Origin of the sequence: Streptomyces sp. NPDC057010 (genome assembly GCF_042673805.1) — a bacterium.
Lineage (GTDB): Bacteria > Actinomycetota > Actinomycetes > Streptomycetales > Streptomycetaceae > Streptomyces.
In genome coordinates this window covers 87868-104407 of the sequence record NZ_JBHUSC010000002.1, presented here as the reverse complement: position 1 = coordinate 104407, position 16540 = coordinate 87868, and the positions used below count along the sequence as shown (strand labels likewise).

Sequence of the window (16540 nt, the reverse complement as noted above, 5' to 3'; positions counted from 1 at the left end):
CGCTTCGTACGGGCGTGACCGGGCGTTCATCCGCGGATGGCAAGCTTGAAGGATGAACGATGCTGCCCCGGCGCCCACCCCCGCGCCCGCGCCCCGCCGTGCCCGTGTCCGTGCCCCCGAGCTGATCGGCAAGGGCGGCTGGCTGAACACCGGTGGTAAAGAGCTCACCCTCGCCGACCTGCGAGGTAAGTGCGTTGTCGTAGATTTTTGGACCTTCTGCTGCATCAACTGCCTGCACGTGCTCGACGAGCTGCGCGAGCTGGAGGAGAAGCACCGGGACACCGTCGTGATCATCGGCGTGCACTCGCCGAAGTTCGTGCACGAGGCCGACCACGCCGCCGTGGTGGACGCCGTCGAGCGGTACGAGGTGCACCACCCCGTGCTGGACGATCCCGAGCTCGCGACCTGGAAGCAGTACGCCGTACGGGCCTGGCCCACGCTCGTCGTGATCGACCCCGAGGGGTACATCGTGGCGCAGCACGCCGGCGAGGGGCACGCGCACGCCATCGCGCGGCTCGTCGAGGAGCTGGAGGCCGAGCACGAGGCCAAGGGCACCCTGCGGCGCGGGGACGGGCCGTACGTGGCGCCCGAGCCGGTGGCGACCGATCTGCGGTTCCCCGGGAAGGCGCTCCTGCTGCCCTCCGGGAACCTCCTCGTGTCGGACTCGACGCGGCACCAGCTCGTGGAGCTGGCCGCCGACGGGGAGAGCGTCGTGCGGCGGATCGGCAGCGGGGAGTTCCGCGAGCCGCAGGGCCTCGCGCTGCTGCCCGACGGGAAGGTGATCGTCGCCGACACCGTCAACCACTCGCTGCGCACCTACGACCCCGCCACCGGTGCGATCGAGCACGTCGCCGGGACCGGGCGGCAGTGGTGGCAGGGCTCGCCGACCTCCGGGCCCGCCCTGGAGGTGGACCTGTCGTCGCCGTGGGACGTGGCCTGGTGGCAGGGCCGGGTGTGGATCGCGATGGCCGGCGTCCACCAGCTGTGGACGTACGACCCCGAGAGCGGCACCGTCGAGGTGGCCGCCGGTACGACCAACGAGGGCCTGCACGACGGGCCGGCCGCCGAGGCCTGGTTCGCGCAGCCCTCCGGGCTCGCCGCCGCCGGGGACCGGCTGTGGATCGCCGACTCGGAGACCTCGGCGCTGCGCTGGATCGACACCGAGGGGGTCGTGCACACGGCCGTCGGCACCGGGCTGTTCGACTTCGGGCACCGGGACGGGGAGGCGGGCCAGGCCCTGCTCCAGCACCCGCTCGGGGTCACCGCCCTGCCCGACGGCTCGGTCGCGGTGTGCGACACCTACAACCACGCGCTGCGCCGGTTCGATCCGGCGACGGGGCAGGTGACGACGCTGGCCACCGATCTGCGCGAGCCGAGCGACGCCGTGCTCGCCGGGGACGACATCGTGGTCGTCGAGTCGGCCCGCCACCGCCTGACCCGGCTGCGGCTCCCGGAGGAGGCCGTACGGGTCGACGCGGTCGCGCACCGCACGCAGCGGGCCGCGACCGAGGTGGCGGCCGGCACGCTCCGCCTCGACGTGGTGTTCCGGGCGCCGAGCGGGCAGAAGCTCGACACCCGCTACGGGCCGTCGACGCGCCTGCTGGTCTCCTCGACCCCGCCCGGGCTGCTCGCGGCCGGGGAGGGCCCCGGGACCGACCTCTTCCGGGAGCTGGTCCTCGCGGACGACGTCACCGAGGGCGTCCTGCACGTCTCGGCGATGGCGGCGTCCTGCGACGACGACCCGGACAACGAGTACCCGGCCTGCCACGTCCACCAGCAGGACTGGGGAGTCCCGGTGAAGGTCACCGCCGGCGGGGCGAAGCGGCTCCCGCTCGTCCTCGCCGGCCTGGACGAGGAGACCGCCTAGCTCCGGGGCCGTGCCCGGTGGGCGTGCCAGGCCGCGAGCGCGTCGGCGCGGCTGTCCGCCGGGTGGGCGGCGTGCCAGTCCCGCAGGAAGCGGTTCAGCTCGAACTGGGCGCCGATCTCCTGCGGGCGGGCCGCCTCCGTCCGCGTCTCCCGCCAGTGGCGTGCGGCGTCGGCGAGGGTGCGGCCCGCGTTCTCGGCGATGTACGTCCGCATGAACGCGTCGAAGTGGAAGGACGGGCCCAGTTCCTCCCGGAACCAGGCGCGCAGCACCTGGCTGCAGCGCTGGCCCTCGGGAATGACGCTGTCCCCGTCGACCGGCGCGGCCAGCTGCCCGGCGCCGCCCGGCCGGCGCCGGGCCGGCGGGGGCGGCAGCGGACGGCCGTCGAGGGCCGCGGCGAGGCGCTCGGTCAGCGCCGCCTTGCCGCCGCCGGCGGGTACGCCCGTCTCCCTGGCCAGGGCGGTGAGTTCCGCCAGGGTCCAGTACCAGCGGAGCAGCTCCGCGCCCGACAGGCCGGGGCCCGGTGCGGGCCGGGCGTCGGCGGGGGTGGGCATCAGCCCTCCAGGAAGGCCACCAGGGCGTTGGCCAGGAGGTAGGGGTCGTCGGCGCCGCACAGTTCGCGGGCGCTGTGCATCGAGAGGATCGCGACGCCGATGTCCACGGTCTGGATGCCGTGGCGGGCGGCGGTGATCGGGCCGATCGTGGTGCCGCACGGCATGGAGTTGTTGGAGACGAAGGTCTGCCACGGCACGCCGGCCCGCTCGCAGGCGCTCGCGAACACCGCGCGGCCGCTGCCGTCCGTCGCGTAGCGCTGGTTGACGTTGACCTTCAGGATCGGGCCGCCGTTGGCGCGGGGGTGGTGTGAGGGGTCGTGCCGTTCCGCGTAGTTGGGGTGCACGGCGTGGCCGGTGTCCGAGGACAGGCAGATGGTGCCGGCGAAGGCGCGGGCCTTGTCCTCGTACGAGCCGCCGCGCGAGAAGACTGAACGTTCCAGCACGTTCCCCAGCAGCGGGCCGTCCGCGCCGGTGTCCGACTGGGAGCCGTTCTCCTCGTGGTCGAAGGCCGCCAGTACGGGGATGTGGTCGAGCTTCCCGGCGGAGGAGACGGCGGCGAGCGCCGCGACGCCCGCGTGCACCGACAGCAGGTTGTCCATGCGCGGGCCGGCCAGCAGTTCGCGGTCGCGGCCGAGGTAGGCGGCGGGTTCGATCGAGTGGACCATCAGGTCCCAGCCGGCCACCGAGCCCTGCGGCAGGCCCTCTTCCTCTTCGAGGAAGGCGATCAGGTCGCCTTCCTGGACCTCGCCCAGGCCCCAGATCGGCTGCATGTGGCGCTGCTTGTCGAGCTTGAGGCCGTCGGTGTTCACCGACCGGTCCAGGTGCACGGCCAGTTGGGGGACGCGCAGCAGGGCACGGTCCACATTCACCAGGCGTTCGGTGCCGTCGCGCAGGGTCAGCCGCCCGGCCAGGCCGAGGTCGCGGTCGAGCCAGGTGTTGAGCAGGGTTCCGCCGTAGATCTCGACGGCGATCTGCCGCCAGCCCTGGGAGCCGGTGTCCGGGAGCGGCTTGACCCGCAGGTTGGGGGAGTCGGTGTGGGCGCCGACGATCCGGAACGGGGTGTGCGCCGCCGCGCCTTCGGGGACGTACCAGGCGATGAGCGCGCCGCCGCGGAGCACGAACTTGCCCCCGGTGCCCGCATCCCAGGCGTCCGTTTCCGACAACTGCCTGAAGCCTGCCTTTTCCAGCCGCTCGGCCGCGTTGGCCACGGCGTGGTACGGCGACGGACTGGCCGTCAGGAAGGTCATCAGATCGTCGGTGTGGCCGCGGTCGAAGCGGGCGGGAGAGCTCATGTGGTTCACCTTAACGACGGTCGTGTTCGCCATGGCCGGACTGCGGCGGATAGCCGGGAGGACCGGTGCCGCGCCTGGGGTTCGGCGGTCCCGTCGATCCTCAGCCCGGCGGGCGCTCGAATCGGCGGTGCAGCTGCCTGCGCTCGCCCCGGCGGATGCGCGGGAGCATCTCCGGGGTCTGCGCGGAGCGCTGCGCGCGTCTCTTGCGTCCGGCGCAGAAGATACAGGCCTCGCCGGGGGGTGCGTCGGGGTCGATGGGGGCTCCGGGGTGCTCGGAGCAGCCGGAGGCGTTGCGGGGGCGGGACAGTTCGCGGGCGACGATGAAGGCGCGGTGCAGGTCGTCGGCGATGCGGACGAAGTCCTCCGCGGGCGAGGACAGGCCCAGGTGGAAGCGCTGGTCCTCGACGGTGCGCAGGTACGTGTGCAGCAGCTGGAGCGTGTACGGGCCTTCCGGCACCGGGTAGCCGAGGCGGCGCTGCTCCCCGGCGGGGCCGGCGGCCGGGCCGCCGTGCCGGCGCAGTCCGAGGCGGCGGCGGTCGTTGCAGATGAGGCAGCGGCCCCAGCCTTCGGGGGCTTCGGGGTCGAGGGCGCCGTTGGGGTGTTCGGGGCAGCCGGTGTAGCTCTTGGCGGGGGCCAGTCCGGCGGCCGTCTGGAAGGCCACGTACAGCGCGTCGGCGATGCTGTCGTACTCGGCGGGGTGGGCGCCGTCGTACAGCTCGCGCAGGTGGTCGCCGAGGCTGCCCAGGCTCGCCTGCAGCTCCTTGAGGGCGTACGGGCGCCCGGTGGGGACGGAGTACCCCCTGCTGCCGTGCTGATCCTGTGGACTCATGCGTACGAGCGTCCCATGAACGACTGACATCGGGGGAAAACCGCAGGACAGGGCCCTGTGGCCGCCCGCACGCACCGGCGGCCGGGCCCCCGTGCGGGAGGGCCCGGCCGTCGGTTCGTACACCGCGTACGGCTTTAGAAGGCGGCCTCGTCGAGCTCCATGAGGGAGTTGTCGACGCTCTCGGCCAGCGCGCGCTGGACCGAGACGCCCGGCAGGACCTGCGCGGCGAAGAACTTCGCGGCGGCGATCTTGCCGGTGTAGAAGGCCACGTCCTTGGCGGAGGCGCCCGCGAGCTTCTCGGCGGCGACGGCAGCGCCCTTGAGCAGCAGGTATCCGACGACCACGTCACCGGAGGCCATCAGCAGGCGGGTGGTGTTCTGGCCGACCTTGTAGATGTTCTTGACGTCCTCGCCGGTGGCGGTGAGGTCGACGATCATCTGGCCGACGATGGCCTCCAGGTCGACGGCGGCCTTGGCGAGCGCGTCGCGCGCCGGGGCGAGGTCCTCGCCGCCGGGGCCCTCGGCCAGGAACTTCTTGATCGTCTCGGAGAGGACGTTCAGGGAGGCGCCCTGGTCGCGGACGATCTTCCGGAAGAAGAAGTCCTGGCCCTGGATGGCCGTGGTGCCCTCGTAGAGGGTGTCGATCTTGGCGTCGCGGATGTACTGCTCGATCGGGTACTCCTGCAGGTAGCCGGAGCCGCCGAAGGTCTGCAGGGACTGGGCGAGCTGCTCGTACGACCGCTCCGAGCCGTAGCCCTTGACGATCGGCAGGAGCAGGTCGTTCAGGCCGATCTCGGCGGAGGCGTCCTCGCCGGCGGCCTGCTTGACCTGGATCGCGTCCTGGACGGAGGCGGTGTAGAGGACGAGGGCGCGCATGCCCTCGGCGTACGCCTTCTGCGTCATGAGGGAGCGGCGCACGTCGGGGTGGTGCGTGATGGTGACCTTGGGCGCGGTCTTGTCCATGAAGTTCGCCAGGTCCGGGCCCTGCACGCGCTCCTTGGCGTACTCCAGCGCGTTCAGGTAGCCCGTCGAGAGCGTGGCGATGGCCTTCGTGCCGACCATCATGCGCGCGAACTCGATGATCATGAACATCTGGCGGATGCCGTCGTGCTTGTCGCCGATCAGCCAGCCCTTGGCGGGGTGCTGGTCGCCGAAGGTCATCTCGCACGTGTTGGAGGCCTTGAGGCCCATCTTGTGCTCGACGTTGGTGGCGTAGACGCCGTTGCGCTCGCCCAGCTCGCCGGTCTCCCAGTCGAAGTGGAACTTGGGCACGAGGAAGAGCGAGAGGCCCTTGGTGCCCGGGCCGTGGCCCTCGGGGCGCGCGAGGACGTAGTGGAGGATGTTCTCCTCCATGTCGTGCTCACCGGACGTGATGAAGCGCTTGACGCCCTCGATGTGCCAGGAGCCGTCCTCCTGCTGGACGGCCTTGGTGCGGCCGGCGCCGACGTCCGAGCCGGCGTCCGGCTCGGTGAGGACCATGGTGGAGCCCCAGCGCTTCTCGACGGCGATCTGCGCGATCTTCTTCTGCGCCTCGTTGCCCTCCTCGTGGAGGATGCCGGCGAACGCCGGGCCTGAGGAGTACATCCAGATGGCCGGGTTCGAGCCGAGCAGCAGCTCCGCGTAGGCCCAGATCAGGGAGCGGGGCGAGGTGGTGCCGCCGATCTCCTCGGGCAGGCCCAGGCGCCAGTACTCCGAGTCCATGAAGGCTTCGTAGCTCTTCTTGAAGGAGGCCGGGACCGGCGCGGTGTTGGTGGCCGGGTCGAAGACCGGCGGGTTGCGGTCGGCGTCCGCGAAGGAGTCGGCCAGCTCGTTCTCGGCGAGCCGCGCGAGCTCGGACAGGACGCTCTTGGCGGTCTCGGTGTCCATCTCCTCGAACGGACCGGTGCCGTACAGCTTGTCGCGGCCGAGCACCTCGAAGAGGTTGAACTCGATGTCGCGGAGATTCGACTTGTAGTGCCCCATGGCGACGGCTCCGTTAAGGCTCGGGGAGACAGGTTCCTCGTACATACCAATCGGTAATGTCATGATGCTACCCACGGGTAATAAGACGCAACCCCTTCCGCCGACTGTGACCAGCGTCAAGCGTGGCGGGATTGCGGCTCTGGGGGCGGGGGCCGGTCGGTAGGCTTCGCCCCATGTACGGCTACGACCAGAACGTGAGCGCAGGGCAGCAGTACGCGCCCCCGCAGCAGATGGGCGGCGGGTACGGCGAGCAGCCGCTCTACCCCGAGCCCTCGCCGCCGTCGCTCGCCGACGCGGTACGGGCCTTCACCACCGGCTCCCTGTCCGCCGAGGACTTCCAGCAGATCTTCGCCACCTCGAAGGTCTACTGCCCGCGCGGCGACACCCCGGGCTTCCTGGCGCTGCACAACACGCAGCAGCCGGTCATCCCCATGTTCACCACGCTCAAGGAGCTGCGCCGGTACGCCGGCAAGGAGTCCAAGTACTTCGTGATCACCGGCGCGGAGGTGATCGACCTGCTGCCGACCGGGTACGGGTTCGTCCTCGACATGGAGGGCGACCACCGGATGGTCTTCGACGCGAAGGCGGTCGAGCAGATGGTCGACTTCGCGATGCGCCGCATGTACGGCTGAGCCTCCGGCCGAGGTCTGACGGGGGATCCGACGGGGGGCGGTCGAGATGCTGAGGGTGCACTTCACGACCGAGGACCTGTTGAACGTCACCTTCGCGAGCGAGCCGCTGCCGTTGGTGGAGCTGGCCATGGCCCTCGTCGCCAGCCAGCGCCGGGACGAGCAGGCGATTTTCGGCCGCTGGCGCGGTCACGCGGCCCGGGAGCTGCCGGGCGCCCGCGTGCGGCCGCTGCTGGACCTGCTGCGCCCGGACGGGGACAACCCGCAGTTCGTGGAGCCCTACTCGCGCACCCTGGAGGAGGGGCTGGCCGCCGTACGGGAGGCGGGCCCGCTGCTCACTCCCGAGCAGCTGGGGCGCACCGCCGCCAGGGCCCCCGGCTCCGCCTCCTGGCTGCGCGCGCTGTGGAGGCAGGACCGCGAGGCGTGGGACCAGCTCGACGGCGCGATCCGGTCCGCGTACGAGGTGCTCGCCGCCCCGGAGTGGCCGCGCATCCGGCAGTCCTTCCAGGCCGACGTGGCGTGGCGCGCCCGGCTGCTGGCCGCCCACGGCATCAAGGCGTGCCTGGCGAGCACGCACCCGGCGGCGGCCTGGTCGGGGAGCGCCTTCGAGGTCGACGTGAAGCCCGACTACGAGGTCCGGCTCGGCGGGCGCGGGCTGACGCTGATGCCCTCGCCGTTCTGGACCGGCCGCCCGCTGGTGGCGGAGGGTCCGGAGGGGACGGCGGGCGCGTACCTGCTGATGTACCCGGCGCTGACCCCGCTCCCGCTGGTCACCCGGAGCCCGGCGGAGGGTCCGCTCGACGCGCTGCTCGGCCGCACCCGGGCGGCCGTGCTCCAGCTGCTGGTCCAGCAGCGCACCACCAGCGAGCTGGCCCGGGACCTCGACATCAGCCTCCCGTCGGTCTCGGAGCACACCCGCACGCTGCGCGCGGCCGGCCTGATCACCACCCGGCGGGACGGCAAGGCGGTCCTGCACTCGGTGACGGGGCTGGGCGTGGACCTGCTGCACAGCGGCGGCTGAACGTTCCGGCGGCTGCCCCGGCGGCCGAACGTTTCGGCGACGACCGAAAGCATCGCGCCCGTGCCGGCGGCTGCCGAGTATCGGTGGTGCGGGGGGAAGCCCGCTCCTACTGAGAGGGAGACTGCGATGTCACGTACGTCGATGCGCACGAAGCTCGCGGCGGTCGCGGCCACGGGGGTGATGGCGCTGGGCACGGGGGTCCTGGCGGCCTCGCCGGCGTCCGCGTCGGACCAGGACTTCTACGGCTGCCGGTCCGGCAACGCGTGCATATGGGGAGCGGGCGCCGCCCTCGGTACCGGCCCCACCCACCAGTACCGGAACCGGGGGGCCTACAACCTGAGCGGCCAGGTGAACTGGCACTACGTGAAGAACAACCAGACCGAGGGCTGGAAGTTCAAGCTCTGCACCGGCTGGAACGGCACGGGGACCTGTTACACGATGAACCAGGACGACCTGTGGTGGGTGGACCTCACGCCGATCAACTCGGTCGTCGTCACGCCGTAACCGCAGATCAGGCACATCGGGGCCCCGGGGGAATTCTCCCGGGGCCCCTTCTGTTCTGTGCGGTGTGGCAGAAAGTTCGAGTTTCAACTAAACTCGGAGCAGAAGGAGGTCCTGACCATGCCCGCAGTGACTGTTGAGAACCCGTTGGCGCTCCCCCGCGTGGCGGAGCCGCAGGCGGCCGTGCCGCGCAAGGTGCTGGCCGTCACCACCGCTCCCGGTGGGTTCGAGGGCGAGGGATTCCCGGTGCGCCGCGCGTTCGCGGGGATCAACTACCAGTACCTCGACCCGTTCATCATGATGGACCAGATGGGCGAGGTGGAGTACGCGCCGGGCGAGCCCAAGGGCACCCCCTGGCACCCCCACCGCGGCTTCGAGACCGTCACGTACCTGATCGACGGAACCTTCGTCCACCAGGACAGCAACGGCGGCGGCGGAGTCATCAACGGCGGTGACACCCAGTGGATGACCGCCGGTTCGGGCCTCCTGCACATCGAGGCCCCGCCGGAGGCCCTCGTCGTGTCCGGCGGGCTCTTCCACGGCCTGCAGCTGTGGGTGAACCTCCCGGCGTCCGACAAGATGATGCCCCCGCGCTACCAGGACATCGGCGGCGGCCAGGTCCAGCTGCTGTCCACCCCGGACGGCGGCTCCCTGCTCCGCGTGATCGCCGGCGAGCTGGACGGGCACCAGGGCCCGGGCATCACCCACACCCCGATCACGATGATCCACGCGACCGTCACCCCGGGTGCGCAGATCACCCTGCCGTGGCGCGAGGACTTCAACGCCCTCGCGTACGTACTGGCCGGCCGCGGCTCGGTCGGCGCGGACCGCCGGCCCATCCACACCGGGCAGACGGCCGTCTTCGGCGAGGGCGGCTCGATCACGCTGCGGGCGGACGAGTCCCAGGACTCCAACGCCCCGGACCTGGAGGTCGTGCTCCTCGGCGGCCGCCCGATCCGGGAGCCGATGGCGCACTACGGGCCGTTCGTCATGAACAGCCGGCACGAGCTCCAGCAGGCCTTCGACGACTTCCAGGCGGGCCGGCTGGGCACCATCCCGACGACCGCGCGGACCGGCCTGGGCCACCGGGGCACGGGCGAGGCCGACGAGGACTGACGGCCACGGCGAGGACGCTCTAGGCGGGGCCCACGGGCCCGGGCCCCGCTTGGGCGGCGTACCGCATCCGCAGCTCCGACACGATGCCGAAGGCCGCGGCGGTCAGCGGCACGGCCAGCAGCATCCCCAGGATCCCGGCGACCCCGGCCCCGGCGGTGATGGCCAGCATGACCACGGCCGGGTGCATCTGCACGGTCCGGCTCTGGATCATCGGCTGGAGCACGTGCCCCTCCAGCACCTGTACGGCGAGCACCACGCCCAGCGCCCACAGCCCGATGGCCCAGCCGCGGTCGGCGAAGGCGACGAGGACGGCGACGGCGCCGGAGATGAAGGCGCCGAGGTACGGGATGTAGGCGCCGACGAAGACGAGCGCGCCGAGCCCGACCGCGCCGGGCACGCGCAGCACCAGCAGGCCGATGGTGATGCAGACGGCGTCGATGGCGGCGATGAAGGTGGTGCCGCGCATGAACCCCTCGACGGCCTCGAAGGCGCGGCGGGCCATGGCCTCCAGGGCGTCCCCGGTGGCCTGCGGCGCGAGCGAGCGCAGGGTGCCGGCGGCGCGGTCGGAGTCCCGCAGGAAGAAGAAGATCAGCAGCAGCGCGAGGACGGCGGTGGCGATCATCTCGCCGACCACGCTGAGGCCGGTGATGACGCCGGAGGCGGCCGTGCCGCCGAACTTGGCCAGCAGCTCCTTGGCGTTGGCGGCGAGGTCCTCCAGGGAGGTGCCGGCCGCCCCGAAGTGCTCGGCGAGGTCCTGCCCGGCCCGCTTGAGGGAGGCGACGATCTGGTCGCCGGTGTCGATGAGCGCGGCGACGACGACGTACGAGGCCCCGCCGACGACCGCCACGACGGCGAGGCAGGTGAGCGCGGCGGCGACGGAGCGGTTCACCCTCATGCGGATCAGGCGCCGGTGCATGGGCCCGAGGAGGGCCGTCCCCAGCAGGGCGAGCAGAACGGGCGTGACGGCGGTCTTGAAGGTGGCGCACAGCCAGACCAGCACCGCGACCACCCCGGTGACCAGCAGGAAGACGACGCACCAGGCGGCCAGCCGGCGCACGGGCTCGGGAAGCGGGTAGTTCGGCATGCGGCCATCCAACCACGCGGCCCGCGAGCCGCCCTGACGCCAAGTCGCGTGCGGCGCCGTGGCCGGGGCTCCGCCCCGGATCCCGCGCCTCAAACGCCGGCGGGGCTGGATTCGCCTGCCGGCCGCCCGAGGTCTACGGCTTCGACTGTTCGCGTAGCTCGAACCAGATGGACTTGCCCTCGCCCTGCGGGTCCACGCCCCAGGTGTCGGCCAGCATCTCCATCAGCAGCACCCCGCGACCGCTGGAGGCCATCTCGCCCGGGTGCCGCTTGTGCGGGAGCTCGTCGCTCGCGTCCGCGACCTCGATGCGCAGCCGGCGCGCGCCCAGCTCGCCCACGGCCTCCGCGACCAGCAGCGCGTCGCCGTCGGTGTGCATCAGTACGTTCGTCACCATCTCGGAGACCATCAGCACCGCCGAGTCCACCTGCTCCTCGTCGGCCCAGTCGTGCAGCAGCTCCCGGATGTGCCGGCGCGCGCCCGCGATCCGCTCGGGCTCGGCCTGGGCCACCGTCAGCATCGTGCGGCGGGCCGGCCGGGCCGGGTGCAGCGGGGTGCCGCAGCCGCAGCCCTCGCCCTCGCGGCACAGCAGCACCACGGCTATGTCGTCCTCGCGGCGGTCGGCCAGCGGGCCGGTGGTGTGGTGCGAGGACGGCCCGTGGACGGCCTGGACCAGCAGGTCGGCCAGCCGTTCCAGGTGCCCGGGCTCCGCGCCGGCGGCGGACTCCTCCGGCTCGGACTCCAGGATGGCGCGCAGCCGCGCCCAGCCGGTGTCCAGGTCGTGCCCGCCGGTCTCGATGAGCCCGTCGGTGCACAGCATCATCGTTTCGCCGGGTTCCAGGGTGAACCGGGTGGTGGGGTAGTCGGTGTCGGGGACGATCCCGAGGGGGAGGCCGCCCGCGGTGGGGCGCATCAGGACGGTGCCGTCCGTCATGCGGATCGCGGGGTCGGGGTGGCCGGCGCGGGCCACCTCCAGCATGCCGGTCCGGGGGTCGCACTCCACGTAGAGGCAGGTCGCGAACCGCGGGCTCGGGTCGTCCGCGTCCTCGTACGAATCGGTGATGCCGGCCAGGAAGCGGGAGGCGCGGGAGAGCACGGCGTCGGGGCGGTGGCCCTCCGAGGCGTACGCCCGTACCGCGATCCGCAGCTGGCCCATCAGCCCGGCGGCGCGCACGTCGTGGCCCTGTACGTCGCCGATGACCAGGGCGAACCGTCCCGAGGGCAGCGGGATCATGTCGTACCAGTCGCCGCCGACCTGGAGCCCGCCGCCGGTCGGGACGTACCGGGCCGCGATCTGCATGCCGGGGATCTCGGGGCCGAGCTGCGGCATCATCGACCGCTGGAGGCCGGTGGTGAGTTCCCGCTCGCTTTCGGCCACGCCCGCGCGCTGGAGCGCCTGGGCCAGCATCCGGGCCACGGTCGTCAGGACGGACCGCTCGTCGGGGGAGAAGGACACCGGGTGCTTGAAGGCGGCCATCCAGGCCCCCATCGTCCGCCCGGCCACGATCAGGGGCAGGAAGGCCCAGGAGACCCGCCCGAAGCGCTGGGCGAGCGGCCAGGTGACCGGAAAACGCCGTTTGTAGTCCTCGGGGCTGGGGAGGTAGATCGCCCGGCCCGTACGGACGACCTCCGCGGCCGGGTAGTCCGTCTCCAGCCGCATGTCCGCGAAGGGGCTCTCGTCCCCGGCGTCGTGCCCGTGGTGCCCGATGATCGACAGCCGGTCCCCGGACACCCCGAAGACGGCCAGCCCGTCCGGGTTGAAACCGGGCATCGACAGCGAGGCCGCGACCCGCAGCACCTCCGCCGTCGAACGGGCCTCCGCCAGCGCCCGCCCCGCGTCGAGCAGGAAGGCCTCGCGGGAGCGCCGCCAGTCGCCGGTGATCGGGGTGTGCGCGGCCGTGGTGCCGGGCTGCGGCTCGGCGATCTCCTGGATGGTGCCGATCAGCTCGTAGTCGAGGCGGCCGTCGGGCGCGCGGTTCTCCAGCGGCTTCGAGCGGCTGCGCACGGTCCGCAGGACGCGCCCGTCCTCGTCCATGATCCGCAGCCGGGCCTCGGCGAGCGTGTCCTCGGCGACGGCCAGGTTGACGATGCCGTTGATCTCGTTCCAGTCGACCGGGTGGAACCGCGACCGCACGGCGACCTCCGGGAGCACCACGGGCTCCGCGGGCAGCCCGAGGAGCCGGGCGGCCTCGCTGTCGAGGGTGACCGTCCCGGAGGCGTTGTCCCATCGCCACAGGCCCGTCGCGATGGCGGTCAGGACGTCCTCGGTGCGCACCCGGTCATCTTTACAGGTCATCCCACCGACGTGCCTGTTCGGCGCCCGCTCCGGGCGTGCCAGCGCGGTGCTCCGCCCGGACGGTAACCTTGGGACGGTTGAATCCACCCTGGTATCGCGAAGAACTGGATGACTGATGCATCGGTACAGGTCCCACACCTGCGGCGAGCTCCGCGCCTCTGACGTCGGCACCGACGTCCGGCTGAGCGGCTGGCTGCACAATCGTCGAGACCTGGGCGGCATCCTCTTCATCGATCTGCGCGACCACTACGGCATCACGCAGCTGGTCGCCCGGCCCGGCACCCCGGCCGCCGAGGCCCTGGACAAGCTCTCCAAGGAGACGGTGGTCCGGGTCGACGGCAAGGTCGTCTCGCGCGGCGCCGAGAACATCAACCCCGAGCTGCCCACCGGTGAGATCGAGATCGAGGCCGCCGAGGTCGAGGTGCTCGGCGCGGCCGCCCCGCTGCCCTTCACCATCAACACCGACGATGGTGTGAACGAGGAGCGGCGCCTGGAGTACCGCTTCCTCGACCTGCGCCGCGAGCGCATGCACCGCAACATCATGCTGCGCTCGGCCGTGATCGCCTCCATCCGCTCGAAGATGGTGGCCCTCGGCTTCAACGAGATGGCGACCCCGATCCTCACCGCGACCTCCCCCGAGGGCGCCCGTGACTTCGTCGTCCCGTCCCGCCTGAACCCGGGCAAGTTCTACGCCCTGCCGCAGGCCCCGCAGCAGTTCAAGCAGCTGCTGATGATCTCCGGCTTCGACCGGTACTTCCAGATCGCGCCCTGCTTCCGCGACGAGGACGCCCGCGCCGACCGCTCGCCGGGCGAGTTCTACCAGCTCGACGTCGAGATGTCCTTCGTCGAGCAGGAGGACGTCTTCCAGCCCATCGAGCGGCTGATGACGGAGATCTTCACCGAGTTCGGCAAGGGCCGCGAGGTCACCTCGCCGTTCCCGCGGATCCCGTTCCGCGAGTCGATGCTGAAGTACGGCAACGACAAGCCCGACCTGCGCGCCAAGCTGGAGCTCGTCGACATCACCGACGTCTTCGAGGGCTCGGAGTTCAAGGCGTTCGCCGGCAAGCACGTGCGTGCCCTGGCCGTCCCGGACACCGCCGCGCAGCCGCGCAAGTTCTTCGACGGGCTGGGCGACTTCGCGGTGTCGCTGGGCGCCAAGGGCCTGGCCTGGGTCCGCGTCGGCGAGGACGGTGCCCTGACCGGCCCGATCGCCAAGTTCCTCACCGAGGAGAACGTCAAGGTCCTCACCGAGCGCCTGGGCCTGGTCCCCGGCCACGCCGTCTTCTTCGGCGCGGGCGAGTTCGACGAGGTCTCCAAGATCATGGGCCCGGTCCGGGTCGAGGCCGCCAAGCGCGCCGGCCACTTCGAGGAGAACGTCTTCCGCTTCTGCTGGATCGTCGACTTCCCGATGTACGAGAAGGACGAGGAGACCGGCAAGATCGACTTCTCGCACAACCCCTTCTCCATGCCCCAGGGCGGCATGAAGGACCTGGAGGAGAAGGACCCGCTCGACATCCTGGCGTGGCAGTACGACATCGTCTGCAACGGCATCGAGCTGTCGTCGGGTGCCATCCGCAACCACGAGCCCGAGGTCATGCTGAAGGCCTTCGAGATCGCCGGCTACGAGGCCGAGACGGTCGAGCGGGAGTTCGCGGGCATGCTGCGCGCGTTCCGCCTCGGCGCCCCGCCGCACGGCGGCATCGCCCCGGGCGTGGACCGCATGGTCATGCTGCTGGCCGACGAGCCGAACATCCGCGAGACCATCGCCTTCCCGCTGAACGGCAACGCGCAGGACCTGATGATGGGCGCGCCGACGGTGCTGGAGGAGACCCGTCTGCGGGAGCTGAACATCGCGCTGCGCAAGCCGGTGGAGACGAAGGCGGCGGACGCGAAGCCGATCGCCGAGGCCGTCCACCCGGACGCCGCGCGCTAGGCGCGAGCCACACGGACGGCGGGAGGGCCCGGGATCCTCGATCCCGGGCCCTTCCGCTTTTCCCTGCTCAGAAGCGCTCGAGGATGCCCTTGAGGAGCGCGGCGGAGGTCAGCTCCGCGGGGGCCGGGCCGGCGTGGAAGAAGCCGGCGTTCTCGGCGTCCAGCTTGCGCAGGAAGTCGAAGGCCTTGGAGTCGTGGTCGCCGAACGCCACGAACTGCCAGTGGATGCCGGGGGCGGCGGTGGCCGCGTCGGTGATCGCCTGGCGGGCCGGCTGGCGGTTGTCGGGGGCGCCGTCCGTCTGGAAGACGACCAGGGCCGGGCCCTCGCCGCCGTCCTTCTGGTAGCGCTCGACGACGGCCTCGACGGCCACGTGGTAGCTGGTGCGGCCCATGCGGCCGAGCTCGGCGTGCCGGGCCTCGACCCAGCCCTCGTGGTCGTCCAGGGTCAGTTCGGCGGTCCCGTCCACCTCGGTGGAGAAGAACACCGTGTGCACGGTCGCCGCGTCGTCGAGGTGGGCGGCGAGGGCGAGGGCGTGATCGGCGAGGTGCTGGGCACTGCCGTCCTTGTAGAAGCCGCGCATCGAGCCGGACCGGTCCAGCACGAGGTACACCTTGGCGCGCGCCCCGGCCTTCCCCTTGCCCCGCAGTACCTGCCCGGCGGCCTTGTAGGGCCCGGCCACGCCGGGCGCCCGCCGCCGAACGCCCGCGGCGCTGTGCGCGGGCCCCTCCGGCTCCGCGAGCTCCGGCTCCGGTTCCGCCGCGGGGGCGGCATCGGCCTCGGCGGCCACCGGCTCCGGCTCGGGCTCGGGCTCCGGCTCCGCCGGGGCCTCGGCCACCACGGGCTCCGGCTCGGCGGCGGTGACGAGCTCCACCTCGGGCTCGTCCTGCACCTCCGGCGCGGGGGCCTCGGCGGCCACGGCCACGGGCTCGGGCTCGACGTCCTCGGCAGGAGTCTCCGCCTCGGCGGCCACCGGCGTCGGGGCCGGGGCCTCGGCCTCGGCGTCCTCGGCAGGAGCCTCTGCCTCGGCGGCCACCGGCTCCGGCTCCGGGGCGGCGACCTCGGCCTCGACGGCCTCGGGCTGTGCCTCCGGCTCGGCCTCGGGGGCCGCGGCCGCGGGCTCGGGCTCCGGTGCGGGGGTCGCCGGGACGGGGCGACGGGCTTCCGGGACCGTGGGGTCCGCGGCCGGTGCCGGGGCCGGGTCGGGGGCCGGGGCCGTGAGGACCGTACCGGGTTCGCGGTCCCGCGGCGTGGACTGCGGCGGAACGGTGGGGTTGTCGAAGGACGCCGCCACCAGCTCGGCCGCCGCGTCCAGCGGGGTGCGTTCCGTCTGGCTCGGCAGGGCCGCAGAAGGGGCGTCCGACGTCTCCGGAACGGAATCCGCCGACCGTCCGAACACCTTGCGCAACAAGCTCCGAATACCCATGGGCCAGGCCTTTCGCATGAGTGCGTGCGTCATTTGTCCG

Annotated in this window: 13 protein-coding genes; 6 read left to right on the top strand and 7 right to left on the bottom strand. The window is 72.2% G+C overall.

All coding sequences use genetic code 11. The features are described 5' to 3' along the window. Positions 1-52 precede the first annotated feature (52 nt). The gene (locus tag ACFTXQ_RS03005; RefSeq protein ID WP_382635288.1) at positions 53-1867 is read left to right on the top strand and encodes an NHL domain-containing thioredoxin family protein; all 1815 of its coding nucleotides are present in this window, start codon (positions 53-55) and stop codon (positions 1865-1867) included. Here the strand turns inward: ACFTXQ_RS03005 and ACFTXQ_RS03000 are convergent. From ACFTXQ_RS03000 to ACFTXQ_RS02985, 4 genes are all read right to left on the bottom strand, one after another. Beyond that, positions 1864-2418, bottom strand: a complete 555-nt coding sequence (locus ACFTXQ_RS03000; protein ID WP_382635286.1) for a DUF6434 domain-containing protein — start codon at positions 2416-2418, stop codon at positions 1864-1866. The genes ACFTXQ_RS03005 and ACFTXQ_RS03000 overlap by 4 nt on opposite strands. Continuing rightward, complete coding sequence (locus ACFTXQ_RS02995) at positions 2418-3710, bottom strand: M18 family aminopeptidase (protein WP_382635285.1); 1293 nt, start codon at positions 3708-3710, stop codon at positions 2418-2420. Before ACFTXQ_RS02995 ends, ACFTXQ_RS03000 begins: the two co-directional genes overlap by 1 nt. Before the next feature lie 100 nt (positions 3711-3810). Next, on the bottom strand, positions 3811-4539 hold the full coding sequence (locus ACFTXQ_RS02990) for a hypothetical protein (RefSeq protein ID WP_382635283.1): 729 nt from the start codon (positions 4537-4539) through the stop codon (positions 3811-3813). Between the two features lie 134 nt (positions 4540-4673). Continuing rightward, complete coding sequence (locus tag ACFTXQ_RS02985; protein WP_382635771.1) at positions 4674-6500, bottom strand: acyl-CoA dehydrogenase; 1827 nt, start codon at positions 6498-6500, stop codon at positions 4674-4676. A 173-nt stretch (positions 6501-6673) separates the two neighbouring features. On the opposite strand from ACFTXQ_RS02985, the gene ACFTXQ_RS02980 reads away from it, so the two are divergent. The 4 genes from ACFTXQ_RS02980 to ACFTXQ_RS02965 all read left to right on the top strand — a co-directional run bounded on the left by ACFTXQ_RS02980 (position 6674) and on the right by ACFTXQ_RS02965 (position 9767). Beyond that, the gene (locus tag ACFTXQ_RS02980) at positions 6674-7132 is read left to right on the top strand and encodes an SseB family protein (protein ID WP_382635282.1); all 459 of its coding nucleotides are present in this window, start codon (positions 6674-6676) and stop codon (positions 7130-7132) included. Positions 7133-7187: 55 nt separating this feature from the next. After that, positions 7188-8150: a helix-turn-helix domain-containing protein gene (locus tag ACFTXQ_RS02975; protein WP_382635281.1), complete on the top strand. Its 963-nt coding sequence runs from the start codon at positions 7188-7190 to the stop codon at positions 8148-8150. A 126-nt stretch (positions 8151-8276) separates the two neighbouring features. Then, entirely contained in the window at positions 8277-8654 is a 378-nt protein-coding gene (locus ACFTXQ_RS02970) for a hypothetical protein (RefSeq protein ID WP_382635280.1), read from the top strand. A gap of 117 nt (positions 8655-8771) precedes the next feature. After that, entirely contained in the window at positions 8772-9767 is a 996-nt protein-coding gene (locus tag ACFTXQ_RS02965; protein ID WP_382635278.1) for a pirin family protein, read from the top strand. A 19-nt stretch (positions 9768-9786) separates the two neighbouring features. Here ACFTXQ_RS02965 and ACFTXQ_RS02960 read toward each other — a convergent pair whose 3' ends face one another. Next, a complete protein-coding gene (locus tag ACFTXQ_RS02960) occupies positions 9787-10851 on the bottom strand; it encodes an AI-2E family transporter (protein WP_382635276.1) in 1065 nt (354 codons plus the stop codon). A gap of 133 nt (positions 10852-10984) precedes the next feature. Next, a complete protein-coding gene (locus tag ACFTXQ_RS02955; protein WP_382635769.1) occupies positions 10985-13123 on the bottom strand; it encodes a SpoIIE family protein phosphatase in 2139 nt (712 codons plus the stop codon). 136 nt (positions 13124-13259) lie between these two features. Between ACFTXQ_RS02955 and aspS the strand changes: the two genes are divergently transcribed. Beyond that, on the top strand, positions 13260-15077 hold the full coding sequence (gene aspS, locus ACFTXQ_RS02950) for an aspartate--tRNA ligase (protein WP_382635274.1): 1818 nt from the start codon (positions 13260-13262) through the stop codon (positions 15075-15077). Between the two features lie 67 nt (positions 15078-15144). Here the strand turns inward: aspS and ACFTXQ_RS02945 are convergent, their stop codons facing one another. Beyond that, positions 15145-16500: a VWA domain-containing protein gene (locus ACFTXQ_RS02945; RefSeq protein ID WP_382635272.1), complete on the bottom strand. Its 1356-nt coding sequence runs from the start codon at positions 16498-16500 to the stop codon at positions 15145-15147. Positions 16501-16540 lie beyond the last annotated feature (40 nt).